The sequence below is a fragment of the Mesobacillus maritimus genome (assembly GCF_023715205.1).
Taxonomy (GTDB): Bacteria; Bacillota; Bacilli; order Bacillales; family Cytobacillaceae; genus Mesobacillus_B; species Mesobacillus_B maritimus_C.
Genome location: NZ_JAMBNR010000008.1, coordinates 108,486 through 132,677, shown reverse-complemented (window position 1 = coordinate 132,677; position 24,192 = coordinate 108,486). Strand labels below are relative to the sequence as shown.

The window sequence follows — 24,192 nt, the reverse complement described above, 5'->3', positions numbered from 1 at the left end:
TAAAGTTATCAATTCCTTCAAGTCCACGTTTGGAGGCCATCATCTTGATCAAATTCAATGATGACATCTGTAACTCCTTTGATTTCTTGTATTTTGCCTTCAATTATATTTTTCAAGGCAATCGCTTCTTTGACAGATATGGACGCATCAATTTCTAACTTCATTTCAATGTGATAGTCTTCCCCTTCTTTAAGGGCATATAACGTTTTAATATCCCGAATCTCAGGGTGGTTGGTAAAAATATATTGACCAATTTTCTCTTCTAGTTCTTCATCAGCCTCTCCGAGAACTCCTTTTGCATTATCTAAAAATACTTTTCCAACTACATAAAACATCATTATCCCAATAATGATAGAGGCAATCCCTTCGGCAGCATGTAAACCAGCAAAATAAGATAATAAAATCCCAATGATGGCAATAATCCCACCCATTGTTGCCACCAAGTCTTCCATAAAAACAAGCTTTGTCGCTGGTTTTGCTTTTTTTAAACCGGTAAAACTTTTAGCCAAAATTCCTAAACCTTTTGCTTCTATTCCAGTTTCATGGAGAACCTCTTTCATAGCCTTATACAGGACAAAGGCTTCTAGTAGGACCGCTAAACCTAAAACGGAAAGATTAATGATAATTCCTGTTGATTCGGTAGGATGCAAAAGATGGTGATAGCCTTCTTTAATTGTTTCGTAACTCATAATTCCGACAATAATGACTGCTCCAAGCAACACCAAGTTGACGAGTCGTCCAAAACCATTTGGGTATTGCTCGGTTGGCATTTTCTTACTTAATGCACTCCCAATAAAAACAAAGAATTGATTCGCGGCATCTCCAAGGGAGTGCATCGTTTCAGCGAACATTGCGACATTCCCAGTAAAAAAATAAGCAATTCCCTTAATAATGGCAATGATTGTGTTAACTGTTGCAGCGATGAGTGAAGATTTATTTCCTTGTCTTAATAAATTTTGCTTTTGTGCCATATTCTCCTCCATCTAGTTAAAGATAGGGATAGTGTGTGCACTTTTTGTTGGATTATAGCAATGATTTGGAGGGAGAGTAGATTTTTCTTTTATCATAAATTGGCGGAAGTAGGTATGATTAGATATATGCTGTTTTTTTTACACGAATGATGCTAAAAGCAGATGATAGAAAGTAGATAGTGTCGATTATCTATGTGCTATCTAACTGCTATCATAGCGTAAATTCCTTTAATTAATTGAAGGTTGTAAGGTTTTAAGCAGTAGTGTTACTATTAAAATGGAAAAAAGTACATAACGGGAGGAAATTATAGTGATAAAAAGAGAATTAACAGCAATCGGCTGTTTTTTTATTTGTATTTCAGCTTTCTTATATGCAGCAAAACATCTAACCGCTGCAATCATGACAGCGTACATCAATAGTCCTGATGTTAATTATTACGGTGGTGGTTACCAGACTGTTGGTTTTGGAATCACTTTTTGGATTGCAATCTCTTTTGTTGTGGGGCTTCTCTTTTTTATTGGAGGCATCTATCCCATCTTTATGAAACGAGTTCCGGAGAAAAATATAGCTGTTCAACAAGAAAAGATAGAAAAGCAAGTTTGAACATAAAGTGGGGATGACCTATTCAGGACCAAAAGAAAATGCAAGAAGTAGATTTATATAAGCCAATTCACAAGTATTTTACTCGCGAGGGCTATGAAGTATATGGGGAAGTGAAGGATTGTGATATTGCCGCTGTTAAAGGTAACGAACTAGTCATCATTGAGTTGAAGCGAACATTGAGTGTAGACTTATTAATACAAGCGACAAAGCGACAAAAACTTTCCGATCAAGTTTATATTGCGATTCCAAGGCCTAAACATCGTTTGAACTCGAGACAATGGCAGGATAAATGTCATTTAGTTCGAAGACTGGAACTAGGATTGATTTTGGTCTCTTTTCCTGGCAAAAGTTCAAAAGCAGAAGTGCTTTTTCACCCAACACCCTTTAATCGTAATTTAAGTAAAAGTCGAAACACCAGTAAGCGGGAAGTATTGCTGAAGGAAATAGAAGGGCGGAGTGCTGACTATAATGTCGGCGGTAGCAGTCGGACAAAAATTATGACCGCTTATAAAGAGAACTGTATTCAGATTGCTACATATCTTGATCAATTTGGCTCGTTGTCTCCTAAAGCATTAGTGGATTTGGGGACGGGGAAAAAAACTTCCTCCATTTTAACAAAAAACTTCTATGGTTGGTATGTACGGGTTAAACGAGGGACTTATATTCTTAGTGAACTGGGAAAAGAAGAGTTAATAAAATATCCTGAACTAGTGGAGTATTTTTTGCAACAAATAAAGAAGGACAGCTAAGATACATGGGAATCCTTCTTAAACTATAGGCGAACGCTCTCATGAGGGTTCTTTTTTATTTTAATCTTACGTATATAACTATAATAATATTATGTAAAGTGATGTACTGTCTGATTATTAACTTGACAACATGCTCCGCTCAGCTAAAGAATTAATTGGGAAGGTGAATGGTTTATGAATGAGCCTAAAATTCATGAATTCCGAGTGTTGTTTTAATGAGTCCCAATATCCTGTGGTTTTCACAGGAGCAGGGATGTCAACAGAAGCGGGTTTGCCTGATTTTTGTTCGCCTTCATCAGGGTTGTGGAATAAGTTTAATTCAAAAGAATTGGCAAGTATAGAGGCAATGAAATGTAACATTTCAGCGTTTATGGATTTTATCGATTTCGCGTCAAAAGTTTACGACATGTGATGAGAAGAAGTAGGAACGACTGCTTCTTCTGCCTATTATCGGTGGTTAAGCTCAAAATGATTTTCATTCAATTGGATGATTTTTATCCCATCGTTTATTTCCAAGATTTTTCTAGCAAGCTTCTCTACACCAAATATTTCAGTAAAATTGTGACTTCCAACTAGAAGGTTTAATCCAATAAAATGAGCATATTGAATGGTGTATAAACTTGCCTCTCCAGTTATGTAGGTATCGCACCCTTGGTCAAATGCATACCTTAAATGGTTTGTAGAATGCCGCACTCCCGTTAAACCTCACTTTTTTCACTCGAATGTTGTTATTCTTCCATGCTCGAACAGGCTCCGCTAATCTCGTTCTCATTTTGCCTACGAGCACATCAAAATCTAATGGCTTAGCAAAGACTCCAATAGCTGGATAATCCTAATCTTGATCATAATGAGAGTAGCGGAGAATTTTATGGATACTTAATTCATTCATTCATGAGAGAAGTCGAAGAACCCAAAATCAACATAATCCAATGGTCCGTGAACCCAAAAATGACTAATGTTTTCTTCTTTTAACTTCTTTTCCCAAGCTTCTTTAAATCGATAAATAAAATCCCATGCGTCGTGATGCGTAAGGATCAAATCCACCTCTTTTTTTGCCGCTTTTTCAATTACTTCTTATTGACAAATTAGTAGAATAACCAATAGTTGAAATGGTTTGATTAGTAAACCCAAAGTCATCTCTAAACTCTTCTAATGATTCTCTATCAAAAAGTTGTTGAATAGACTGTTCAAATTTAGCAATGTTCACAAACATCCCCCCTTTTTTTCATATTATCGGGCGCCAGTTAAATTAGCTATGAAAATCGCTTTTTGAGAGTCCTAAATTCATTACTAGGTTGTTTACCGAATTTATTGCTCGAGCTCTTCTGGCTGTAATTTGCTTGTTTCGTAAATAGAAAAAGACATTATGATAATAGAACTTATAAGATGAAAATAAAGGGGGATTTCCGAAAAAAAGTGAGAATAGTGAAAATAAAATAGTATACCAAAAAAAATGGTTCCTAATTTGTAAGTAGTTTTTTCGGATTTTATCAGACTAATGAAAAAATTTATTGACATTGATAATCATTTTCATTTAGAATAATAATTGATAATCATTATCAATTAAAAGGACTAAATAACGAGTTCTAAAATTATAAACTTACATAAATCAGAGGAGGCTACAACGATTAATAAGAAGCATTGTGAGTTGTGTGGTTATATGAAGGATGAGCTGCTGGTGGATATGGAGGTTTGCCCTTGTTGTGGGCTACATGAGATTGAAATCATTCATAGGAGGGAAAAATCGTGAATTCCTTGCTTATTGTCGGTGCCGATCATTTAGGTATCATACCAGACAAATTAACATCGGTTGGTTTTGATGAAATCCTACATGTCAATGGGAGAAAAGCAAAAATGGTTAATATTGAGATTCCTGAAAAGGTCAATTGTATTCTTGTGTTAACTGACTATGTTAACCATAATCTTACATCCGTGATAAAAAAGCGGGCAAAAAGTCAATCAATCCCTATTTACTTTGCAAAGCGTTCTTGGTGTTCAATCGCCAAAGTATTAAAAGATGTAGTTTAATCTGTTTTTTTTATACAAAAATGAGAATGTTTCTCAATGTATTATAGTGGAATGAACAAAGAGAGGATGAGTTGCATGAAAGAATATCACCCTCAGGTATCTGTGAAGGCGATTACCGATTATCATTTAGAAGCTTTTTTAAGATGTCCGTATAAATTTTATTATCAACATATATTGTCGGACCATTCTAGTGAGCTAAAGTGGCGCCAAATTGTTCAGTTGATCATCAATCAGATTGTTCAAGAATATTATCAACTCCCGCTATCGGAACAAAAGAAATTGAATGTATTAAAATTAATTGATCGTTATTGGCAGAAAATCAATCCCATGTTATTCGATAATCCAATTCAATATTATACTGTTGTAGCAAAGATTACTGACCATCTACTTCGTTTTTTAGAATCAAAGGAAGAAACAACTCTCCCCTTATTTTTATTTAAGAAACTGGACGCTTATATAGATGAATTAGAGAGTCAAGTTTCCCTTACCTTTGAGGTAGTAGAGTGGTCCACTTATTCTTTTAAAATCAAAAAATTTCTTGTAGAAGCAGATAGAGAAATGGTTGAACTTTATCATTACTTAATGGTTGTATTTGCAAAGAAAGCGTTTAGAAAAATACCGGAACAGGTAGAAGTTATTAATTTATTAGAAGGAAAAAGGTATACGTTTACACCTTCTGAGGAGGAAGTCCAACGAGGTATATTGTATTTAACCTATTTGAAGGAAAGTGTCCAGAAGCCTGACCGATATTCGCCTCCAAGCTCATCAAAGGAGTGCAAACAGTGTCCTTTTCACTCGAAATGTACTCATTCGAATGAACCTATAGCAAACAAAAGTGACGATAAATCTAGAAGATTGAATTAGGGATTTTTCTAGGGGGATTTCTGATTGAAGTACCAAATGAACAGAATCGATTTCTCCTTCAAAATGGTAAACAACACACGTGGTTTAATAAGGAAGAAACCTTCTCAACCCTTTCCAGACATAATACAAGTCAATGAATACTACAATATAATAACATTCATTATTTGTAATGCACCTTTCTACACTAGGAGGGATTTGGTGGTGGAAGTGTTTGAGGCCATTCAAACTAGGAGGAGCAATGGGCTCGTTACAGAACAAGATGTTTCAAATGAGGTGATTGAAAAAGTTTTAAGAGCAGGAACTTGGGCTCCGAGCCATTTTAGAACAGAACCTTGGAGGTTTTTTGTTTTAATGGGAGAGGGGCGAACGCGTTTGGGGAAAGTTCTTGCGGAAATCGCTGAATTAGAAATGGATGATCCCAAAAGTGACAGTAACCAAAAAAAACTTCAAAAGATCCTCGACAAGCCTTTTCGAGCGCCAGTGATTGTAGCCGTTGCTGTTGAACCGAATGTTCCTTCCGATAGGGTAATTATCCAGGAAGAGTACGGTGCTGTGTATGCAGCGATTCAAAATATGCTGTTAGCTGCCCATGCTTTAGGGGTAGCTGGATATTGGCGTACAGGAAAGCCAACTTATCATCCGCTTATGAAAAAGCTATTTGGTTTATCAGAAAAAGGAGAAGTGTTGGGATTCCTATATTTCGGCTACCCGAAGAGACACTTGCCTGGTGGGAAACGGAAGACTGTACAAGAAGTAACAAAGTGGATAACTAGTGATGATGATTATGATGCGGTATAAAAAGATAAAGATATGGTAAAGGTTCAGCTATTTTCTAGTCTGTTAAAGAGATAGTATTCTCCCGTTTTAACTCCTCCACTGAATGAAGTTTCCCTTTAAGAATAAGTAGGAGCGCTTTGATTTAGGAAATCTAAGCGCTTTTCTCTATGGATGGATCACAATAGATAAATAGACTAGTCTATATCGCTAGTATATTTTTCTGGCAACAATTCTAGGATATTACACTTTACGAGTTCACTGTGATAAGAAAGAATAATGTTTGTATCCTTTCCATAATCACTAATCAGTTCACGGCACATCCCGCAAGGTGCGACAACCCAACATTTCTCAATCTCTTCATGCGGATGGGGATGTGCAACAGCGACTATCGTTTCAAATTCGTGATCTCCCTCAGAGATGGCCTTCCCAATCGCCATTGCCTCACCACATACGGTAATTCTCCCAACGTTTGCTTCTACGTGGACCGCTGAAAAAATTGTACCAGATTTCGTTCTAACTGCTGCACCAATATGATGACGTCCATACCGATAATTTTTTTCAATCACTTGTTCTGCTGATTTAATCAATTCATAATCTCTGTTCGTTAAAGCTTTCGTTTTTAACATCGTTCTCCTCCTAATCAAACTAGTGCGTACAATGGTAATGACTTTATGTATCCTTAGAAATTTTATTAGAACTATAGACCAGTGAAAAATACTAGTATATTCGTTTCTACTAAATTTACTTTTTACCCGGGTGATTAAAGAGAGTGAATACTTTTTGTATTCTAACATAACCAAGGCAATTCATGTTTGATAATAGATATTTTCTCAAAACAAACTACTGTACAAAATGCATCGTAATGAATAAAATATAATTATACAAAACTTATAGGAAAGGTCGGAATTAAAAATGAATGATACACTTCGTTCGATTCCGCGTCCACTTGTGAAGACCAATCAAACTGTAATTGTCATTAGTGTTTTACTGACTTGGGCAACAGGACAAGCGTGGATTTTATTAATACCTTTTATTGCTGGACTATTGGGGCTTTTTTTCGGATATAATCCCATAATGGAAATAGCTAAGCACTTTCTCCGCAAAGAATTGAAATCGTACATTCCGGAGGATTGGGAACAACAACAATTTAACCAGAAAATTGCTGTCACCTGTCTTGGCATCGGCTATGTTAGCTTTTTAATGAATTGGACAGTCATTGGTTATGTGTTTACCGGAATGGTTGCCATCGCAGCTTTTATCGCCATTCTTGGTTTTTGCATTGGCTGCTTTATTCTTTTTCAATGGAAACAATATAAATATCGAAGAACCGCATAATGGGTGGAGACAACTTTTCATATTAAGTTGTCTCTTTTTAATTACTAAAAAAAATTACTTCTAAGTTAGTTTCCTAGCAGGCAAATTATTAGTATACAAGAGAATAACTCTGTGCTATATTCTTATTAATCAGAAAATTCTTTAAACAGGAGGATTCGAATGGAAGAGACAGATCTTTGTATTCATTTTCTTCTTGGAAAAGCATTGCAACATGTTAAGCAAATCAGCAAGGCAAAGTTAGCTCCATATGGAGTGACACCCGTTCAATTCGCTCTTCTGCGATTGCTTTGGGAAAGGGATGGCGAATACGGCTTTGTGTTAGCGAACCGACTACTAATCGATAGTGCTACGATTACAGGAGTGATTGATCGATTAGAACAGAATGGATTAATTCAGCGACGAATTGACCAAAAAGATCGCCGCAATAAACGAGTGTTTTTAACTGAAAAAGGCAGGTCTTTAGAGGCCCCATTAATTAAAAAAATGAATGAAATGAATGATGAAGTGATGTCACAATTTGACGCTGACAAGGTTCAGTGTTTTAGAGAAATGCTTTTTGAAATTGGTATTAAGAAAAAAGTGCGGATGTAGGTTTGATGATGATATTCGTCCTAAACTAGTATCAGAAAGGAGAGGAAGCAAGCAATATGCCTCAAATTAATGTAAAGGAAGAGGTTATTTGTTTTAAAGGTGACGTCGTCAAAATTGGTCAAAAAGCCGGAACAGTATATCTCTTTTTAGTAGATGGCATGATTATTGATACTGGTCCTCAATGTATTGAATCAGAAATTATCCTTTTCTATAAGGAACACTCTTTTGACCTTGTGACCTTAACTCATAGCCATGAGGATCATTCAGGGACAGCTGCATGGATTCAGGAAAATCATGAGGTGCCTATTTTTGTCCATGAAAAAGGCGTTCACTTATGTGCCGAACCTTGTAATTATCCAAAATATCGGCAAAAGACATGGGGGATTAGACGTGAATTCAGGGCTAGTCCATTAGCGAACAAAATTCAATCGCGTACAGAAGAGTGGGAGGTAATTTATACTCCAGGACATGCCGAAGACCATGTTGCCTTATTTAATAAAAAAACAGGGCGCATGTTTTCTGGAGATTTATTTGTCTCGCCAAGAACGAAAGTAATAATGGCCAGTGAGTCTACCCCGGTGACAATGGAATCAATTCGAACCTTGCTAGATTACGATTTTGGTCCGATGTATTGCTGTCATTCCGGCTATCATGAAAACGGCAAAGCTTTATTGCGGCAAAAGCTGGACTATCTAGAAAATATTACTGGTGAAGTAAAACATTTATATCATCAAGGACGGTCCGTTGCAGAAATTAATGACAAGCTGTTCCCGACTAAATATCCAATCATTGAAGTTTCCAGCGGAGAATGGGATTCTGTCCACATTATCACATCGGTCCTAGCGGAGGAAGGAATTGATGTTAAGCAGCTTTAATGAGGAGATTTAACTTTACAGTATTTTCATTGCATTCTGAATTTAGGTTGACGGCTCTATCTGTATGCGGTAATTTTAAATTAACTAAACTAACTGGTTAGTAGGATACAAGATTGCTTGATTTCAAAACAAAGAATGGAGGATATACATATGTCAAAAGTTCCAGAAATTCTTAAAAGCTTGAGAATCCCTGTGATTGGTTCCCCGTTGTTCATTATTAGCAACCCGAAATTGGTGATTGAACAATGTAAGGCGGGAATTGTAGGTTCGATGCCAGCGTTGAATGCAAGACCGGCTTCTCAATTGGATGAGTGGTTAGCGGAAATTACCGAAGAACTTGCAGCCTATAATGCTCGTAATCCTGAGCGACCAGCAGCACCTTTTGCCATTAACCAGATTGTTCACAAATCCAATGACCGTCTTGAACAGGATATGGAGTTATGTGCGAAATACAAAGTTCCGATTATTATTTCATCACTTGGTGCCCGTGAAGAAATTAATGTTGCGGCACACAGTTATGGCGGCGTTGTCTTGCATGATGTAATCAATAATAAGTTTGCACATAAGGCAATTGAAAAAGGAGCAGACGGGTTAATCGCTGTTGCTGCTGGTGCTGGCGGACATGCTGGGAACAAAAGTCCGTTTGCATTGATTCAAGAAATTCGAGAGTGGTTTGATGGACCGCTTGCTTTGTCTGGGTCCATTGCAAATGGAAGCGCTGTCCTATCAGCGCAAGCACTGGGAGCGGACTTTGCTTACATAGGTTCTCCGTTCATTGCGACGTACGAAGCACGTGCAGCTGAGGACTATAAAAAAGCAATTGTTGAAAGCACATCTGATGATATTGTTTATAGCAATTTATTTACAGGTGTTCATGGGAACTATCTAGCTCCTTCCATTCGAGCAGCTGGTCTAGATCCAGATAACCTTCCAGAATCGGATCCATCTAAGATGAATTTTGGTGGAGATGGAAAAGCAAAAGCATGGAAAGATATATGGGGAAGTGGGCAAGGCATTGGTGCTGTTAAAGAGATTACCAGTGCAGCAGAGTATGTAGATAAGCTGCACCGTGAATATACGGAAGCAAGAGAACGCTTGATTCAAACGACACAAGTTTTTGCTTAAAGTGAAACTTATCAAGGAAAGTGTTGTGGAACAAAACAGCGCTTTTCTTGAACTTTACATATGAGGAATAGAAATTTACTCACTTCATTCAAAATTTTTGGAGGTAACCAAATGAAGCAGGCAACAAAAGGAATCTATCAGGCAACGGAAACCTATTCTTGGAAAAAATTAAGGAATGGTGCGGAAAGTATTATATTTGAACCAGTTAAAATTGGAGCGTGGAATCTCAAAACACGCACGGCAATGGCGCCAATGACTCGTTGTTTTGCTGATGATGAGACGGGTGTCGTAGGGGAAGATGTGGTGGAATATTACCGCAAGCGCGCTGCTGACGGAGTTGGGTTAATTATTACGGAAGGAATATTAGTTAGCCCACGAGCTAAGGGGAATCCGCAAGTTCCAGGATTATACACAAAAGATCAAGTGGAGGCGTGGAAAAAAGTAACCGAAGCTGTACATAACGAAGGTGGTACGATTATTGCTCAGCTTTGGCATGTTGGTCGTCTGTCCCATCATGAGCTAACATTAGGGTACCCACCTCAAGCACCGTCGGCGATTGCAGCAGAAGGAAGGGTTCCGCGTTTTAGAAAGCCTTATGATGTCCCTGAAGCGATGACAGTAGAAGATATTCAGCAATTGGTCGATCAATTTGCTCAGGCTGGTAAAAATGCGATTGAAGCTGGTTTTGATGGGGTCGAAATTCACGGTGCACATGGGTATTTGATTGACCAATTTAATTCCGATCTCTCGAATAAACGTAAAGACAAGTATGGTGGAGATTTAGGACAAAGATTAACGCTTATGAAAGAAGTAACGAAGGCTGTCATTGAGGCAGTGGGTACAGACCGAACGGTGATTCGCTTCTCTGCTCATAAAAGTGATGTGCCTACTTATATGTGGGAAGACCCTGAAGAAGCGATTCGGACATTTGTTGAAGCGTTTAAGGAAGTGGGGGCAACTTTGCTACACCCGTCGACAATGGATTTTACACGAGTACTAGTAGATGGAAAAACGATGCATCAACTTGTACGCAAATATTGGGATGGCATCATTATCGGAGTAGGGACATTGGATCCAGGAACGGCAGAAGAAGCATTAGAAGAAGGTACTATCGATGTTGCTGCTTTTGGAAGACCGTTAATTTCGAACCCTGATTTTATAAACCGATTGAAAAATGGTGAGGAATTAGAAGAGTATGAAGCTCGGAAACATTTACCGATATTGATTTAAAATAAAGGTTAGGAAGCAGCATTCGCTGTTTCCTCAGACTGTAGACAAACTCGTATGAAATCGAGCTTGCCTGCAGTCTTTTTATTTTGGGTATTAATGAGTACTGTTGATTTCCGTTCCAGGCGCTTCGCTTTCCGCGGGGCGTGCGGTGAGCCTCCTCGTCGCTATTGCTCCTGCGGGGTCTCACCTGTCCCGCTGATCCCGCAGGAGTCTTCGCGCCTTCCACTCCAATCAACAGGTTTTCAAAAATTCATGTAGCCGTAAAACCTCGGCTATTTTAAAATTGATATATATTTAATGCTTGAGGTGATGAAGATGCTATCGAAAAACAATCCAATCCAACGAGACCAACTTGAAATGGTTGCTTTAGACCAGCTCGTTCCCCAGGACCATTTGGTCCGGAAGATGGAAGCAGCCCTTGATTTCTCTTTCATATATGATCTGGTAAAAGATGTTTATTCGGAAGTGGGCCGCCCAAGCATAGATCCTGTTATTTTAATCAAACTCACCTTCATTCAGTATACCTTCGGCATCCGTTCTATGCGCCAAACAATCGCAGAAGTGGAAACAAATCTGGCTTACCGCTGGTTTCTAGGTTACGGATTCTATGATAAAGTACCCCACTTCTCTACTTTCGGTAAGAACTATAAGCGCCGTTTCCAAGATAGCGATTTGTTTGAACAGATCTTTTATCGAATTCTAAAGGTCGCAGCGGAAAAGAAACTAATCAGTGCCGAACATGTCTTTATCGATTCCACTCACGTAAAAGCTAGTGCGAATAAGCATAAATTTGAGAAGAAAGTGGTCCGAAAGGAAACACGTGCATATCAGGAGCGCCTTCAGGAAGAAATCAATCAGGATCGGGAGGAGCACGGGAAAAAGCCTTTCCCGCCTGAAAAATTTAACAAGGATGAAACCAAGGTAATTAAAGAGAGCACTACAGATCCGGACAGCGGTTACTATGTCAAGGACGAACGGACGAAACAGTTCGCGTATTCCTTTCATGCGGCCTCCGACCGCAAAGGGTTTGTCCTGGGTACGATAGTGACACCAGGCAATACGCATGACAGCGTGGTCCTTGAGCCTTTGGTGAAACAAGTGATGAAGAATTTCGGAAAGCCTGAAGCGATTGCCGCAGATGCAGCTTATAAAACACCCGCCATTGCAAAATTCCTAATTCAAAACGAGATGACACCAGCTTTGCCTTATACACGACCACGGACGAAGGAAGGCTTCTTTAGAAAGCATGACTATGTTTATGACGAACACTACGATTGTTACTTATGCCCAGCTGGTGAAATTCTAAAGTATACGACCACGAACAAAGAGGGATACCGAGAATATAAATCACCAAAACTCATTTGTGCCTCCTGTCCGTTTCTTGCCCAATGTACAGAAAGCAAGGACCACCAAAAGGTGGTCACAAGACATATCTGGCAGGAGTATGTGGAAGAAGCTGACCACCTGAGACATAAACAAAAAGTAAAAGAGATTTACACGAAACGCAAGGAAACGATTGAGCGTGTATTTGCGGATGCAAAAGAGAAGCATGGTATGCGTTGGACAACCCTGAGGGGGCTTAAAAAATTGTCCATGCAGGCGATGCTTACTTTCGCTGCCCTGAATCTGAAAAAGATGGCCAACTGGATTTGGAAAGGTCCGGTACCGGCCTACAAAATAGGTTTGGGATCTCCACGTTTTTATGAAAACTCATTAAAATTAATAAAAAACAAAAAAGGTTCGGAATGAGAGCATTCCGAACCTCTTTTTGTCTACAAACTGAGGAAGCAGCATTCGCTGTTTCCTTTTGTTTTTGTAGCACCAACTTACCAAGAGTTTTTTTAAAAAGAATAGTGACAATAATTTGAAAAAGTGTGAAAAAGAACACAGCAGACATTTTTGTGCTATGCTATCCTCACAGTAGAATATTTTGTGAGGTGAAGATGATGGTACTTTATGTAGATACAAAAACAGAAAATAAAAATGTGCCAACAACTTATTCAAGAACAAATCCTTTCCGAGCATCAGTGCTCAATAATAGAAATTTAAATGGAGCAGGCTCTAGTAAAGAAACTAGACATATTGAACTGTCCTTAAAAGGATCAGGTCTTTCTTATGGCCCTGGGGATTGCCTTGGCATTTTACCAGAGAATGACCCAGCGTTAGTTGATGCAGTTCTTGAGGAAATGAAATGGGATCCAAACGAAGCGATTACCATTAACAAGCAGGGTGAAACACTTACTCTAAAAAAAGCGCTTTTGACGCACTTTGAAATAACGCTACTAAATAAAAAAATTGTTCAGCAAGCAGCTGCATTTTCAGATAGTGAAACGCTTCAAAGCTTAGTTCACCCTGAAAATGTTGATGAACTTAAAAATTATCTTGAAGGACGTGATTTCCTAGATCTTTTACGTGAATTCGGTCCTTGGAAGGCGACAGCTCAAGAATTGCTTGGTTTATTACGTAAGATGCCACCTCGACTATATTCAATTGCAAGCAGCATGAATGCTCATCCAGACGAAGTACATTTAACAATTGGCGCGGTACGTTACACTGCTCATGGCCGTGACCGTAAAGGAGTATGTTCAGTTCAATGTGCTGAACGGACTGAAGTAGGAGACAGGCTTCCAGTGTTTATCCAAAAAAATAAACATTTTCATCTACCTGATAGCCCAGAAACCGATATTATTATGGTTGGACCAGGAACTGGTATTGCCCCATTTCGGTCATTCATTGAAGAGCGCGTAGCAACGGGGGCAACAGGGCGTTCATGGTTGTTTTTCGGAGACCAACATGCAGCATCTGATTTCCTTTACGAAGATGAATTAACTGCATATCAAGAAGCTGGGTCTTTAACGAAAGTCGATGCGGCTTTCTCGCGTGACACCGAACAAAAAGTATATGTACAGCACAAAATGTTAGAAAATAGTAAGGAATTATACGAGTGGCTTAAGAACGGCGCTTATTTCTATGTTTGTGGCGATAAACAGTATATGGCAAAAGATGTCCATGAAACCCTGATTACCATTGTTGAAAAAGAAGGCAAAATGAGCCGTGAGGATGCAGAAGCTTATGTTACGGCCATGCAAAAAGAAGACAAGCGTTATTTACGTGATGTCTATTAATTCCTGTTTTCGTAAGGGATGTTGTTAAAATCTTAAAGTGATTTTAACTCAATAATTTTTATTTCGTTAGGGATTAAGTTTTTAATTGATAAAATAAAACAACCGTTTCTGCCCCTATTTTGGAGGAGAGGCGGTTGTTTTTTAGTGGGATTGGGAACATAAGATGGTTACCTCATGGATTGTTTTGTTTAACCTAGGTGCGATACACCTATTTACTGAAAAGTTGTTGCTGAATTTCTTTTAATAAATAGATGATTCTAACAAGGCAGCCGACGATCATCCTAAAAGCAAGCACATAACCTAGTTCGTTTAAAGGTAATAAAAGGTAACCGAGAAAACTAGTTACCACGAATATAAACAATAGAAACAAAATATCCCCCATCCACTCGAAAATATCATTTCTGTATACAACTCTCCATATTAAAGTGGGCCGATTCGATATACTGGAAAGTTTATCTAAGTACTACAGTCTGAGAATGAAGGGAGCTTATTAATCGATGAAAATATCAATTTTACTCTTTTATCTTTAAAAGTGAGAAACTCTACCATAAATTGATATAATTGTTCTGAAAGAAAAATTCGAGAAGGGGAATCGAGATGAGTGAATGCCTGGGCTGTTTGTTAGCAGCTAAAAAATTACCGGTTCACGTTGTTTATGAAGATAAATGGGTTTGCTGCATTTTAGATGGCGATCCGTTTAATGAGGGCCATGTGCTCATTCTTCCAAAGAGGCATGTGGAGGATTTTGATCACTTGGAAAATGAGATGGGGATTGCGATCATGCAGGCGGCAAAGCTTCTTTCGAAAGTACAAAAAAAGTTGTTTCAGCCTGAGGGGATTACAGTTTGTCAAAATGGCGGTGTATTTAGTGATTTAACACATTTTCATATGCATGTTGTTCCAAGGTATCAACATCAAAACTTTGCTCTTTTTTATCTAGATGAACCTTTTAATAATGCTGAAACAAAAGAAAAGCTTGCAGAAACAGCAACAAAAATGAGGGAGAGGATTAGAAAGATGATTTAATCCTCTCCCTTATTAGGTTCGACCGCTTTTTTCGCTAAAATCTGCTTATTAGCGCTTATTTTCTACAAAAGTGGTGTCGAAATAGACACTAGGTTGTCATTTGTTGCGCTTCCCCGGGAAATCTGTTATTTCCAGAAGCTATTGAGGGCTTATTCACGTATATTAACGACAACTGCTTTGTGATCATGTTCAATTTTTTCAACGTGAAGGACGCGAAAACCAGCTTTTTCAATCCGTTCTTTTAGTTTTAAAATAACTTCCTCGTTGTCTTCTGCGATGGTAAATGTGAGACGGCGAACTAATTCGTTTCCGTTCCCAAATGTATGCGCTCCTTCAATATTAAACGATTTTAGTAGTTTTAAAAGTTTTAGGAATGCGCCAGTCTGTTCCCAAATTGAGACCGTAAAGCAATAACCACCTGTTTTCATTCCAAACCCGTCGCGGAATAAGTCCATGAGTACTGAATGGGTGATAATTCCTAAGAATTCTCCATCATCGTTCGTGACAGCTAAAAATGGCAATCGATCAATCCTTAACAGCGCAAGACTTAAAGAGCTATCTCTGCTAATCGAAGAATCCTTTTCTTTGACTACTTTTAATACAGAATCCTCTGATTTTCCACCGTTTTCATATAAATGCTCCAACAAATGTACTTTATAAATTTGTCCTTTATACTGGTTTTTCTCTGTATCGACAACAGGAATACACCGAAAACCGGTTTTCCGAAGCAAATCAAGTGCTTCTCTCGTTGTATAAGAACTTGGGCAGAAAGTGACCTTGTGTTTTTCTACATACACATTGCGAACAAACATGTTTGTTCCCCCTTAATGACATAGTGGATTTATAATCTAAATTAAAATATGATTTTTCTGTTTCCGAAAATAGGGTATCTAGAGGGTGATGATACAAGGGTAGATGAATAGATGATAAACTGGATGATGGTGATCAATGTTCTATCCTTATATACAACTAATTTTGTTTCGCGGTTATGTATATATCGTTGCCCCAACTAATATATTCGCTGTTAATGTGTTAATTCCTTTAATCAATGAAATAAATAGAATCTTTTTATGCAATAGAATGAGTAAGTAGAAATGTAATGAAAGTTTATCTGGATTTGAACAGAAAGAGTAGAAACTGATCTCGAATACGTATAAAAAGATTGCACCTTTCTTGTGAAATAGGATATAATAACACCAAGATTATAATTAACAATTTGCAAATTAAAAATCGGTGGAGGTGAAACCTCATGGCAAAATATAAAAATGAAAATGAAGTATTACAACATTATCATTCGAGGAACTATATTACTCCGGATGGTTATACAAGTGATATTGCCGTTTTTACCATCGAATTGATGTATCCCGAGGCACATAAACCTCCAGAAGCTAGTTTAAAGTTGGTTTTGATTCAACGAGCCGAATTGGATCAGGAGGGTGAACCGAATATTGCAGCGGAAAAATGGGCCTTACCTGGTGGTTTTGTTCGGCCAAATGAGACGGCTTTTCAAACGGCATTACGTGAACTGAAGGAAGAAGCAGGAGTCAGAAATATTCATTTAAAACATTTTAATATCTATGATCGACCTGGCCGTGACCCACGGGGGTGGATTGTCTCGAATGCATTTTATGCGATTGTCACTGAAGAACATTTGCGTGAGCGAAAAGCAGCTTCAGATGCGCAAAATGTTGAATTGTTTACAAAAGAGGAAATTGAAAAACTTGAATTAGCATTCGACCATAAGGAAATTATTTCTGACGCGTTTGAAGTAATAAAGAGAGAACTCTTACAAACGACGGTTGCGAAGGAATTTCTACCAACAGAGTTTACCTTATCTGAACTACGAAGTGTGCTTTTACTTGTAAGTGAAGACCCAGGTGTCACGAATGAATCTGCTTTTGTCCGCGATGCACCGAAATATCCATTTTTAGAAGTAGCTAAAAATCATAAAGGTGAAGTAAAAACAACGACTAGAACGGCAAAACGCTCAACACGGATGTTCCGCTTCAAAGATTTCAAACCAACGCTTTCGATTTACTAAATTTTTTTAGGATCAATAATTAACAAATTGCAAATTGATAATTAAAGGAGAGGATAACTATGTTTAGAAACTGGACTTTATTTGAAAAAAGTTGGCTTTTGGTGTTTACGCTGATTAATTTTTATTTGCTTTTTAGGTGGGATGATTCCTTTTTGGGGTTAATTACCTCCATTACTGGTATGTTTTGTGTCGTTTTAGCAGCAAAAGGGAAAATCGCTAATTATTATTTTGGCATTATCCAAACAGCTACCTATGCATATCTTTCTTTCAGTTATGGGTTATATGGAGAAACAATGTTGAACGCTTTGTTTTATTTCCCACTTCAATTTATTGGAATGGCTCTATGGAGGAGAAATCAAGTGAGTGAAAAGGTGAAGGGTGAAGATATCCAGGTTAAACGATTAACCTCAAAAAGTTGGATGAAAGTTTTAGCTACCTTTACAGTGTTGTTTGTGTTCTATGCCTTTCTATTATCTCAATTAGGGGGGAAGAGCGTTTGGATTGATTCAGCAACGACAATTCTTTCTATTATTGCGCAAGTGTTAATGCTGCAGCGGTATGCTGAGCAATGGTTGTTCTGGATTACCGTGAATGTACTATCGATTTTGTTATGGATCACTGTCCTAGCCATACAGGGAGGAAATGATTTATCAATGCTTGTAATGTGGTCTGCCTTCTTAATTAATAGTGTCTACGGCTATTACAACTGGATGAATGTTTATAAAAAGCAAATGAGAAAGGTGGCGTAAACAATGACGGTGGGATTTTACGGAGGAAAGTTCTTGCCACTCCATCTAGGTCATGTTTATGCGATTATTCAAGCCTCTACAATGGTTGATGAATTGTATGTGGTATTATCGCATAGTGAAAATCGAGATAAAGAATTGTGTAAGAATACAAACATAGATTATATTGAGAGTCGGGTCCGCTTTAGGTGGCTTCACCAGCTAGTAAAGGATATGGAACATGTTAAGGTGTTGGCTGTTGAGGATTCTAATGGGGATAAAGATTATAATTGGCATGAAGGAGCCTTTGAGATTAAAAGAAAGATAGGGAAACCTATCGATTATGTATTCAGCTCTGAGCGGGCATATGAGGGTATTTTTGCCAATCTTTATCCTCATTCTACACATATCATAATTGATGGGAAACGCGAAATGGTTCCTATTTCAGCAACAAAAATACGCGAAAATGGGGTGTTTCAGTATTGGGATTTCCTTCCCGATGTTGTGAAACCTCATTTTGTGAAGAAAGTGGTTGTACTGGGGACCGAAAGTTGTGGGAAATCGACACTTACTCGTAATCTAGCAAAAATTTTTAATACTACCTTCGTTGAGGAATACGGGAGAACTTTTTGTGAGAAAGTCGGAGGTTGTGAAGGAATCATGCTTGAGGAAGATTATCCTCTTATAGCTTATCACCATAAAGTAAAGGAAGCAGAGGCAATTGAAAAGGCAAATAAAATTGTTTTTATCGATACCGAAGCAGTCGTTACTCAATTTTACTCAGAACTGTACAATGGAAGTTTTCATCCCATTCTAGATGAAATGGCGAAAAACCAAAATTATGATCTTATGCTTTACTTAGAACCAGATGTGAAATGGGTAAATGATGGTTTAAGAGTGCATGGGAAGCAAGAAATACGAGAGGAAAACAATCAACGTCTTAAGATGCTTTTACAAAAAAATAAACTCCCATTTATTCCATTGTCAGGGACGTACCACGAAAAGCTGGCACAAGCCGTAAAAGAAGTTCGAGCAATATTAAGGTATAGGAAGTAGGGAATATCCCTACTTCTTTTTGTAAACTCAAATCAAATATTAGTTGACACAAAAACAGAAAACCTTTATTCTGTTAAATAGAATTAATAGTCTGAAAGTTTGATAGGGGAGGATGCTTAATGAAAAAGTTATCAGCTTTTGAAATTAGCCTAGCAGGGATGTTCGTGGCCCTAATGGCAATTGGGGCCAATATCACAACGATTGTTCCGTTTATGGTCGTTGGTGGAGTCCCAATTACGCTGCAAACCTTTTTTTCAGTTTTAGCAGGAGCAGTATTAGGGAGTCGGCTAGGTGCAATCAGTATGATCGTTTATGCGGCATTAGGTTTAGTTGGTGCTCCGGTGTTTGCAAAATTTGGCGGTGGTTTTGGTTCGATTGTGAGTCCAAATTTTGGGTTCATTGTATCGTTTATTCTCGTCGCATATGTTGTTGGGAAGATGGTTGAGAAAAAGTCAACCCTACACATGTTTGTTTTTGCTTCCCTTGTCGGAATGGTCATCAATTATTTGTTTGGTACCAATTGGATGTACTTTGCTTATATATTGTGGGCAGCGGCACCAGAAGGCTTTACTTATCAAATGGCTTGGTTATGGATGGCAGTTCCGCTTCCAAAGGATATTATTCTATCCATTCTAGCAGGAGTATTTGCTTATCGATTAGAGTATTCTGTTTTAAGTCGGAGTACATTTAGAAAAATAAAACAATCAGCATAGGAGGAGAGAAGATGAACTGGAAACAACTCGCACAGCAGGTTATCGATGGAAGCGAAATAACGAATAATGAGGCACTTGCGATTTTGACAAGTTCAGACACTGAATTATTAACATTATTGAATGGAGCTTATTTGATTCGTCGGCATTATTTCGGGAATAAAGTTAAACTCAATATGATTGTGAATGCAAAATCAGGGTTATGTCCGGAAAACTGCGGCTATTGTGCACAATCTAGCATTTCGACGGCTCCGATTCAAAAATATAAAATGATGGATAAAGAGGCCATTTTAAAAGGCGCGGAACAAGCACATCGCTTGAATGCTGGTACATATTGTATTGTTGCTAGTGGACGAGGCCCAAGTGATAAAGAAATTGACCAGGTGGCATCAGCTGTAAAGGAAATAAAAGAAAAATACAACTTAAAAATTTGTGCTTGTTTAGGGTTGATACAGCCTGAACAAGCGGGAAAGCTAAAAGAGGCTGGCGTCGAGCGCTATAACCACAATTTAAACACATCTGAAAACCACCACGAAGCCATCACCACATCCCATACGTATGAAGACCGTATCAATACCGTACAATTGATTAAGGAAAAAGGAATCTCTCCTTGTTCCGGTGTCATTATTGGCATGAAAGAAACTATACAAGATGTCATTGATATGGCACGCAGTTTAAAAGCGTTAGATGCCGACTCTATCCCAGTTAATTTTTTGCATGCGATTGACGGAACGCCACTAGAAGGCACCAATGAGTTAAATCCGAGATATTGCTTAAAGGTTCTTGCTTTGATGCGTTATATCAATCCAACAAAAGAGATTCGGATTTCCGGTGGAAGAGAAGTTAATCTTCGGAGCCTTCAGCCTCTTGGTTTATACGCAGCGAACTCTATTTTTGTAGGCGACTATTTAACCACGGCTGGACAAGAAGAGTCTGCTGATCATCAAATGCTGAAGGACTTAGGATTTGAAATAGATTACGTGAAAGAATCTACCACAGTCAATTAATAAATGGAAGGAAGGAGAGGAGATAAGCATCCTCTCCTTTTGTTATGAGCTGGGGATTGTTTTTAGTCTTAGTAAAAGGTTTTGTTTTAATCCTTATACGACGATTGTCACGCACTAGAAGTCTAGCGTTCCCAATTAAGGAAGAACAAGACGAAAAGGTAACGCAAGATAAGGCTAGTGTTATTAAGTCTTTTTAATTGGCTCTTTTCTCAAAAATTGTTGCTTTTTAAAGGAAATATAGAATAATTTAGCTATGATTCCATTCCAAATTTGCTTTCAAGAGGCGAAAAGAGCTTACAACTAAGTAGAAGCGCAGAGAAAGGCTTATTCCTCGTTAAAATCGGTTTTAGGATTTTACAACAAACTTTAAGAAAACAGCCTTTTAATTACACTAAATATGAGAAATACCCCTAGTATGGAAACAGGCTGACAAGTACGAAAGGGATTGACACATACTCCTATTCAAGCGGAAAATGACTCTAATGAAAGGTGGGATACTATGTGTGGTATGAGTTAACAGATAAAAAATCGGTCAAGAACTTGTTGAATCAGTATGATGGTTTTCATGATAGTTGTTTAAAAGAGATGATGATTCATACGAATAGTTTTGTGGATGAAGAATATCGAATGAGTGTTGAACCAACGTTTACCGCTTATTTATATTTTCAAAGTCAATGTGAATTACCAGCTTCTACGATTGAAATGAAATTTGAGGAAGTGATTGAGTGTCATTTGATGCCTCATACAAGATATTATGATGCTATCATTTTTGATGTGAAAATAGCATTTTTTGATGATGCTATTTATTGGGCGAATTCCGCGGATTTTTCTCCAGAGCAACCACACTATCAAAAAGGATTGTACTGGCTTTCAGCTAAGAAGGTGTATTGGCGACCGATTGAAGCTGTTTTGGGAAGTGAAAATAGATATATAGTGAGTGAATAGTCCACCTTTCTGTTTGCTAAGTAAGTAAACAAGACAAAGGCAGCATCCGTTAGACGCTGCCTATAAACTTTAATATTTATTTTCAATGACTTTTTCTTTCTCTTGAATCGGGTCAGGAATTTTTCCATCTTCTTTGACTTCAGTATTTGTAGGGAGGTTCTCCATTTGCTTTCCGAGTTGAGTTATTTCTGTGAAATTTCTTGCCATTGAACTGTTTTTAGGGTTGAAGGACTTGTCCATTTTGTTTTTCAACATTATCACCTCTAGTAACCTAATACCCTAATGGAAAGTAGCTAAACCTTTGGAAAACCATCAATTGTACTAGACAAACTAATAGTCTATGGTAAAATAATGCACAAGTGAATAAATCTTGCAGAGATTAGGTGCTATATTTTTAATAGCTTAAGAGGGAATTCGGTGTAAGACCGAAGCTGTTTCCGCAACTGTAATTGCTGATGAAATAAGGAATACCACTGTTTGTTTTGAAACAAATGGGAAGGCCTTAAAGTAAAGTGAAGCATAAGCCAGGAGACCTGCCTTTTCTTGATCGTATTATGCTCTTCGGAATAAAAGAGGATTGTACGGCAGCTCCATTTTTCCAATCTTTTCTACTGAAAAAGGGTTTCCGCCGTCCAATTGTTATGGACGGTTTTTTTACGCTCATTTTTACTGGATGAAGGAAAACACAGCTGTTGTTATTTTCATGTTTCCCGAAGAGTTGTTCTTTAAGATCATTCACAAAAATAATAAGGGGGCAAGAAATTGACAAAAAAAGACATGCGGTACTTGTGTTATCCATTTATGAGGGAAGCGGCTTCGACAGTTGATTATGAAATACGCACAGATTCACTTGCAACAAGGATTGGTGAGGCAGCATCCTTAACAAAGAAGATTCCCGTCGTTCAAAAGGATTTAATGGAACTCCTACCAATGGCTTACCATTTAAATGGGTCAGCAAGGGGGAAGGTAGCGATTAGTGAGGCAAATTTGAAGCGCTTAAGTGATAAGTATGATTTTTATGTATCAGAAGTTGAAGATCGGATTCAATCGTTTGTACTACCTCAAGGCAGCACAGCGGCTTGTGCACTTCATGTATGTCGCAGTGAAGCCAAAAAATCTGTCCGTGCTTTACATAAGGTAAGTTTAGAAAGAGATGTCCCTGAAATTCTTTTCGATTACGCTCATCTAATGGCCAATGTTTTATTTGTCATGGCTGTGTATGTAAATAAACAAGAAGGGATTAAGGAAATCCCATTCATTAGTAAATCGTATCCAAATTCATTTAAAGGAAAGAAGAGGAAGAGTGAAAATGAACAATAACAAATTGTGTAAATGGTTAGCTGGAATTTTTCTGTTATTATTTTTAGCCGGTTGTCAATCTAATGAAACAAGTTTGGAAGAGACTCCAAAAGCTACAGAAACCGAAGCTTATAGTGTGGTCGACGACCGTGGCAAGGAAATTCTTTTCGAAAAAACACCTGAAACTGTTGTATCCTTACAGCCAAGTAATACCGAAATACTTTTTGAAATCGGTGTGGGTGATAAAGTAATTGGTGTGACGGAATTTGATAATTTTCCTGAAGAAGTAAGTGAGATTGAAGTGGTTTCTGATACGGTAGTGTTTAATGCAGAAAGAATTATTGAATTGGATCCGGATGTTGTCATAGCTTATACGATTGGCGATGAAAATGCCATAACTCCGTTAGAAGAAGCGGGTATCCCAGTATTCGTGATTGAATCTGCGAGTGCTTTTGAGGATGTTTATAGTGATATCAAACAGATATCGAAAGTAATGGGGGTTGAAGAAACCGGAGAAGAGTTAGTGGCGAACATCCAGTCACGAATTGAAGATGTGAAAAAAACGGGAGAAGTTATAGAATCAGCGAAGAAAGTCTACCTTGAAATTAGTCCAGCTCCAGAAATTTTTACAACTGGAAAAAACACTTTTCAACAGGAAATACTCGACCATGCTGGTGTTGAAAATGTATTTTTAGATCAAGAAGGGTGGATAAAACTATCAGAAGAAGATGTGATTAAGCGAAACCCAGAGATTATCGCGACAACCGTGTATTATACAGAAGACCCACTTGCAGAAATTAAAGGGCGGAATGGTTGGAATGAAATCCAGGCCATTCAAAATGAACAAGTGTTTCAATTAGATGGTGATATTTTATCTCGTCCAGGCCCTAGAATTGCTGAAGCGGTCGAAATGGTAGCAGAAATGGCTTATCCAGAGCTCTATAAATAAGGCTGTTTTTATAAGGCTATTTTCGTAAAGTTTGTTGTTAAAATCCTAAAGCCGATTTTACGTGAAATAAGTTTTTATCTGCGTTACTACTTAGTTTATAAGCTCTTTTCTCATCTTATAAACATCTTTGGAATGGAATCATAGATAAATTATTCTTTAT

At 37.9% G+C, this 24,192-nt stretch carries 28 protein-coding genes, 1 pseudogene and 1 riboswitch; of the genes and pseudogenes, 22 read left to right on the top strand and 7 right to left on the bottom strand.

Annotated features, from left to right (window positions below):
* Positions 1–17 precede the first annotated feature (17 nt).
* Positions 18–971, bottom strand: a complete 954-nt coding sequence (locus M3182_RS13070) for a cation diffusion facilitator family transporter (RefSeq protein ID WP_251427286.1) — start codon at positions 969–971, stop codon at positions 18–20.
* A 310-nt stretch (positions 972–1,281) separates the two neighbouring features.
* Between M3182_RS13070 and M3182_RS13065 the strand changes: the two genes are divergently transcribed.
* The 3 genes from M3182_RS13065 to M3182_RS13055 all read left to right on the top strand — a co-directional run bounded on the left by M3182_RS13065 (position 1,282) and on the right by M3182_RS13055 (position 2,736).
* Positions 1,282–1,575, top strand: a complete 294-nt coding sequence (locus M3182_RS13065; RefSeq protein WP_251427288.1) for a hypothetical protein — start codon at positions 1,282–1,284, stop codon at positions 1,573–1,575.
* A gap of 38 nt (positions 1,576–1,613) precedes the next feature.
* Positions 1,614–2,324, top strand: a complete 711-nt coding sequence (locus M3182_RS13060; protein ID WP_251558379.1) for a DUF2161 domain-containing phosphodiesterase — start codon at positions 1,614–1,616, stop codon at positions 2,322–2,324.
* Between the two features lie 178 nt (positions 2,325–2,502).
* Positions 2,503–2,736 carry a Sir2 family NAD-dependent protein deacetylase gene (locus M3182_RS13055; protein WP_349775453.1) on the top strand — a complete coding sequence of 78 codons (234 nt, stop codon included), beginning with the start codon at positions 2,503–2,505 and terminating at the stop codon, positions 2,734–2,736.
* A gap of 35 nt (positions 2,737–2,771) precedes the next feature.
* Here the strand turns inward: M3182_RS13055 and M3182_RS13050 are convergent, their stop codons facing one another.
* From M3182_RS13050 to M3182_RS13040, 3 genes are all read right to left on the bottom strand, one after another.
* Positions 2,772–3,017: a Nif3-like dinuclear metal center hexameric protein gene (locus M3182_RS13050; RefSeq protein ID WP_251427298.1), complete on the bottom strand. Its 246-nt coding sequence runs from the start codon at positions 3,015–3,017 to the stop codon at positions 2,772–2,774.
* Positions 3,018–3,209: 192 nt separating this feature from the next.
* The gene (locus tag M3182_RS13045; protein WP_251427301.1) at positions 3,210–3,362 is read right to left on the bottom strand and encodes a Nif3-like dinuclear metal center hexameric protein; all 153 of its coding nucleotides are present in this window, start codon (positions 3,360–3,362) and stop codon (positions 3,210–3,212) included.
* Between the two features lie 25 nt (positions 3,363–3,387).
* Complete coding sequence (locus M3182_RS13040) at positions 3,388–3,531, bottom strand: hypothetical protein (protein WP_251427304.1); 144 nt, start codon at positions 3,529–3,531, stop codon at positions 3,388–3,390.
* A 539-nt stretch (positions 3,532–4,070) separates the two neighbouring features.
* Between M3182_RS13040 and M3182_RS13035 the strand changes: the two genes are divergently transcribed.
* The 3 genes from M3182_RS13035 to M3182_RS13025 all read left to right on the top strand — a co-directional run bounded on the left by M3182_RS13035 (position 4,071) and on the right by M3182_RS13025 (position 6,014).
* Positions 4,071–4,352 carry a DUF2325 domain-containing protein gene (locus M3182_RS13035; RefSeq protein ID WP_251427307.1) on the top strand — a complete coding sequence of 94 codons (282 nt, stop codon included), beginning with the start codon at positions 4,071–4,073 and terminating at the stop codon, positions 4,350–4,352.
* 75 nt (positions 4,353–4,427) lie between these two features.
* Positions 4,428–5,216: a PD-(D/E)XK nuclease family protein gene (locus M3182_RS13030; protein ID WP_251558377.1), complete on the top strand. Its 789-nt coding sequence runs from the start codon at positions 4,428–4,430 to the stop codon at positions 5,214–5,216.
* A gap of 198 nt (positions 5,217–5,414) precedes the next feature.
* Positions 5,415–6,014, top strand: a complete 600-nt coding sequence (locus M3182_RS13025) for a nitroreductase family protein (RefSeq protein WP_251427313.1) — start codon at positions 5,415–5,417, stop codon at positions 6,012–6,014.
* A 173-nt stretch (positions 6,015–6,187) separates the two neighbouring features.
* On the opposite strand, the gene M3182_RS13020 is transcribed toward M3182_RS13025, so the two are convergent.
* A complete protein-coding gene (locus M3182_RS13020) occupies positions 6,188–6,619 on the bottom strand; it encodes a cytidine deaminase (protein ID WP_251558376.1) in 432 nt (143 codons plus the stop codon).
* A gap of 286 nt (positions 6,620–6,905) precedes the next feature.
* Between M3182_RS13020 and M3182_RS13015 the strand changes: the two genes are divergently transcribed.
* The 8 genes and pseudogenes from M3182_RS13015 to M3182_RS12980 form a co-directional block, all read left to right on the top strand.
* On the top strand, positions 6,906–7,328 hold the full coding sequence (locus M3182_RS13015) for a DUF4395 domain-containing protein (protein WP_251558374.1): 423 nt from the start codon (positions 6,906–6,908) through the stop codon (positions 7,326–7,328).
* Positions 7,329–7,487: 159 nt separating this feature from the next.
* On the top strand, positions 7,488–7,919 hold the full coding sequence (locus tag M3182_RS13010) for a MarR family winged helix-turn-helix transcriptional regulator (protein ID WP_251558372.1): 432 nt from the start codon (positions 7,488–7,490) through the stop codon (positions 7,917–7,919).
* 56 nt (positions 7,920–7,975) lie between these two features.
* Positions 7,976–8,794 carry an MBL fold metallo-hydrolase gene (locus M3182_RS13005; RefSeq protein ID WP_251558370.1) on the top strand — a complete coding sequence of 273 codons (819 nt, stop codon included), beginning with the start codon at positions 7,976–7,978 and terminating at the stop codon, positions 8,792–8,794.
* Between the two features lie 150 nt (positions 8,795–8,944).
* Entirely contained in the window at positions 8,945–9,919 is a 975-nt protein-coding gene (locus M3182_RS13000; RefSeq protein ID WP_251427331.1) for an NAD(P)H-dependent flavin oxidoreductase, read from the top strand.
* A 111-nt stretch (positions 9,920–10,030) separates the two neighbouring features.
* A complete protein-coding gene (locus M3182_RS12995) occupies positions 10,031–11,149 on the top strand; it encodes an alkene reductase (protein ID WP_251427334.1) in 1,119 nt (372 codons plus the stop codon).
* 315 nt (positions 11,150–11,464) lie between these two features.
* On the top strand, positions 11,465–12,898 hold the full coding sequence (locus M3182_RS12990; RefSeq protein WP_251558368.1) for an IS1182 family transposase: 1,434 nt from the start codon (positions 11,465–11,467) through the stop codon (positions 12,896–12,898).
* A 194-nt stretch (positions 12,899–13,092) separates the two neighbouring features.
* Positions 13,093–14,274 (top strand): sulfite reductase subunit alpha, encoded by a 1,182-nt coding sequence (locus M3182_RS12985; protein ID WP_251427340.1) that lies wholly within the window; start codon positions 13,093–13,095, stop codon positions 14,272–14,274.
* A gap of 585 nt (positions 14,275–14,859) precedes the next feature.
* Positions 14,860–15,300: pseudogene (locus tag M3182_RS12980) on the top strand (HIT family protein); the annotation flags it as partial.
* A gap of 149 nt (positions 15,301–15,449) precedes the next feature.
* Here M3182_RS12980 and M3182_RS12975 read toward each other — a convergent pair.
* Positions 15,450–16,112 carry a CBS domain-containing protein gene (locus M3182_RS12975; RefSeq protein ID WP_251427347.1) on the bottom strand — a complete coding sequence of 221 codons (663 nt, stop codon included), beginning with the start codon at positions 16,110–16,112 and terminating at the stop codon, positions 15,450–15,452.
* 437 nt (positions 16,113–16,549) lie between these two features.
* Between M3182_RS12975 and M3182_RS12970 the strand changes: the two genes are divergently transcribed.
* The 6 genes from M3182_RS12970 to M3182_RS12945 all read left to right on the top strand — a co-directional run bounded on the left by M3182_RS12970 (position 16,550) and on the right by M3182_RS12945 (position 21,784).
* On the top strand, positions 16,550–17,341 hold the full coding sequence (locus M3182_RS12970; RefSeq protein ID WP_251558366.1) for an NUDIX domain-containing protein: 792 nt from the start codon (positions 16,550–16,552) through the stop codon (positions 17,339–17,341).
* A gap of 59 nt (positions 17,342–17,400) precedes the next feature.
* Positions 17,401–18,090: a nicotinamide riboside transporter PnuC gene (gene pnuC / locus M3182_RS12965; RefSeq protein ID WP_251427353.1), complete on the top strand. Its 690-nt coding sequence runs from the start codon at positions 17,401–17,403 to the stop codon at positions 18,088–18,090.
* A 3-nt stretch (positions 18,091–18,093) separates the two neighbouring features.
* On the top strand, positions 18,094–19,122 hold the full coding sequence (nadR, locus tag M3182_RS12960; RefSeq protein ID WP_251427356.1) for a multifunctional transcriptional regulator/nicotinamide-nucleotide adenylyltransferase/ribosylnicotinamide kinase NadR: 1,029 nt from the start codon (positions 18,094–18,096) through the stop codon (positions 19,120–19,122).
* Between the two features lie 119 nt (positions 19,123–19,241).
* Positions 19,242–19,835, top strand: coding sequence for a biotin transporter BioY (locus M3182_RS12955; protein ID WP_251427359.1), 594 nt, complete (start codon positions 19,242–19,244; stop codon positions 19,833–19,835).
* A gap of 11 nt (positions 19,836–19,846) precedes the next feature.
* Positions 19,847–20,839 (top strand): biotin synthase BioB, encoded by a 993-nt coding sequence (gene bioB, locus M3182_RS12950; RefSeq protein ID WP_251558364.1) that lies wholly within the window; start codon positions 19,847–19,849, stop codon positions 20,837–20,839.
* Between the two features lie 501 nt (positions 20,840–21,340).
* Positions 21,341–21,784, top strand: coding sequence for a hypothetical protein (locus M3182_RS12945; protein WP_251427365.1), 444 nt, complete (start codon positions 21,341–21,343; stop codon positions 21,782–21,784).
* A gap of 69 nt (positions 21,785–21,853) precedes the next feature.
* On the opposite strand, the gene M3182_RS12940 is transcribed toward M3182_RS12945, so the two are convergent.
* The gene (locus M3182_RS12940) at positions 21,854–22,039 is read right to left on the bottom strand and encodes a hypothetical protein (protein WP_251427368.1); all 186 of its coding nucleotides are present in this window, start codon (positions 22,037–22,039) and stop codon (positions 21,854–21,856) included.
* 109 nt (positions 22,040–22,148) lie between these two features.
* Positions 22,149–22,339, top strand: a riboswitch (cobalamin riboswitch).
* A 207-nt stretch (positions 22,340–22,546) separates the two neighbouring features.
* Between M3182_RS12940 and M3182_RS12935 the strand changes: the two genes are divergently transcribed.
* Together M3182_RS12935 and M3182_RS12930 are read left to right on the top strand one after the other, a co-directional pair.
* The gene (locus tag M3182_RS12935; RefSeq protein WP_285868010.1) at positions 22,547–23,104 is read left to right on the top strand and encodes a hypothetical protein; all 558 of its coding nucleotides are present in this window, start codon (positions 22,547–22,549) and stop codon (positions 23,102–23,104) included.
* A complete protein-coding gene (locus M3182_RS12930; RefSeq protein WP_251427371.1) occupies positions 23,094–24,032 on the top strand; it encodes an ABC transporter substrate-binding protein in 939 nt (312 codons plus the stop codon). The genes M3182_RS12935 and M3182_RS12930 overlap by 11 nt, the downstream gene beginning before the upstream one ends.
* Positions 24,033–24,192 lie beyond the last annotated feature (160 nt).

Bases quoted from the DNA above. Each gene is read 5' to 3' on its own strand.
- M3182_RS13005 (WP_251558370.1), top strand. From the start codon at position 7,976: ATGCCTCAAATTAATGTAAAGGAAGAGGTTATTTGTTTTAAAGGTGAC.
- M3182_RS13070 (WP_251427286.1), bottom strand. From the start codon at position 971: ATGGCACAAAAGCAAAATTTATTAAGACAAGGAAATAAATCTTCACTC.
- nadR (WP_251427356.1), top strand. From the start codon at position 18,094: ATGACGGTGGGATTTTACGGAGGAAAGTTCTTGCCACTCCATCTAGGT.
- M3182_RS12975 (WP_251427347.1), bottom strand. From the start codon at position 16,112: ATGTTTGTTCGCAATGTGTATGTAGAAAAACACAAGGTCACTTTCTGC.
- M3182_RS12955 (WP_251427359.1), top strand. From the start codon at position 19,242: ATGAAAAAGTTATCAGCTTTTGAAATTAGCCTAGCAGGGATGTTCGTG.
- M3182_RS12970 (WP_251558366.1), top strand. From the start codon at position 16,550: ATGGCAAAATATAAAAATGAAAATGAAGTATTACAACATTATCATTCG.
- M3182_RS13060 (WP_251558379.1), top strand. From the start codon at position 1,614: ATGCAAGAAGTAGATTTATATAAGCCAATTCACAAGTATTTTACTCGC.
- M3182_RS12985 (WP_251427340.1), top strand. From the start codon at position 13,093: ATGATGGTACTTTATGTAGATACAAAAACAGAAAATAAAAATGTGCCA.
- M3182_RS12995 (WP_251427334.1), top strand. From the start codon at position 10,031: ATGAAGCAGGCAACAAAAGGAATCTATCAGGCAACGGAAACCTATTCT.
- M3182_RS12930 (WP_251427371.1), top strand. From the start codon at position 23,094: ATGAACAATAACAAATTGTGTAAATGGTTAGCTGGAATTTTTCTGTTA.
- M3182_RS13000 (WP_251427331.1), top strand. From the start codon at position 8,945: ATGTCAAAAGTTCCAGAAATTCTTAAAAGCTTGAGAATCCCTGTGATT.
- pnuC (WP_251427353.1), top strand. From the start codon at position 17,401: ATGTTTAGAAACTGGACTTTATTTGAAAAAAGTTGGCTTTTGGTGTTT.
- bioB (WP_251558364.1), top strand. From the start codon at position 19,847: ATGAACTGGAAACAACTCGCACAGCAGGTTATCGATGGAAGCGAAATA.
- M3182_RS13055 (WP_349775453.1), top strand. From the start codon at position 2,503: ATGAGCCTAAAATTCATGAATTCCGAGTGTTGTTTTAATGAGTCCCAA.
- M3182_RS12940 (WP_251427368.1), bottom strand. From the start codon at position 22,039: ATGTTGAAAAACAAAATGGACAAGTCCTTCAACCCTAAAAACAGTTCA.
- M3182_RS13030 (WP_251558377.1), top strand. From the start codon at position 4,428: ATGAAAGAATATCACCCTCAGGTATCTGTGAAGGCGATTACCGATTAT.
- M3182_RS13020 (WP_251558376.1), bottom strand. From the start codon at position 6,619: ATGTTAAAAACGAAAGCTTTAACGAACAGAGATTATGAATTGATTAAA.
- M3182_RS13015 (WP_251558374.1), top strand. From the start codon at position 6,906: ATGAATGATACACTTCGTTCGATTCCGCGTCCACTTGTGAAGACCAAT.
- M3182_RS13010 (WP_251558372.1), top strand. From the start codon at position 7,488: ATGGAAGAGACAGATCTTTGTATTCATTTTCTTCTTGGAAAAGCATTG.
- M3182_RS12990 (WP_251558368.1), top strand. From the start codon at position 11,465: ATGCTATCGAAAAACAATCCAATCCAACGAGACCAACTTGAAATGGTT.